Genomic DNA, 427 nt, shown 5'->3' with positions numbered 1-427 from the left:
ACGGCGTGTTCGTCGTCGCTGGTGGCGCTGCATCTGGCGGTGCAGGCGCTGCGGCAGGGCGAGTGCACGATGGCGCTCGCGGGCGGCGTCACGGTGATGTCCACCCCCGAGAACTTCATCGACTTCAGCCGTCAGCGTGGACTGGCCGCCGACGGCCGGATCAAGGCGTTCGCGGCCGGGGCCGATGGCACCGGCTGGGGCGAGGGTGTCGGCATGCTGCTGGTCGAGCGGCTGTCGGACGCGCGGCGCAACGGCCATCCGGTGCTGGCGCTGGTCCGGGGCTCCGCCATCAACCAGGACGGTGCGTCGAACGGCCTGACGGCGCCGAACGGGCCGTCCCAGCAGCGCGTCATCCGCCAGGCGCTGACCAGCGCCGGGCTGTCGGCCGGCGATGTGGATGCCGTCGAGGCGCACGGTACGGGTACGA

At 72.8% G+C, this 427-nt stretch carries 1 protein-coding gene; it reads left to right on the top strand.

The genetic code is table 11. From position 1 onward, the window contains the following. A partial coding sequence (locus tag NQU54_RS48830; protein WP_306279899.1) for a beta-ketoacyl synthase N-terminal-like domain-containing protein occupies positions 1–427 on the top strand: 427 nt, incomplete at both ends.

The organism is Streptomyces malaysiensis subsp. samsunensis (genome assembly GCF_024519315.1).
GTDB classification, from domain to species: domain Bacteria; phylum Actinomycetota; class Actinomycetes; order Streptomycetales; family Streptomycetaceae; genus Streptomyces; species Streptomyces malaysiensis.
The sequence above is the reverse complement of the archived record's forward strand: the minus strand, read 5'-3'. Positions and strand labels throughout refer to the sequence as shown.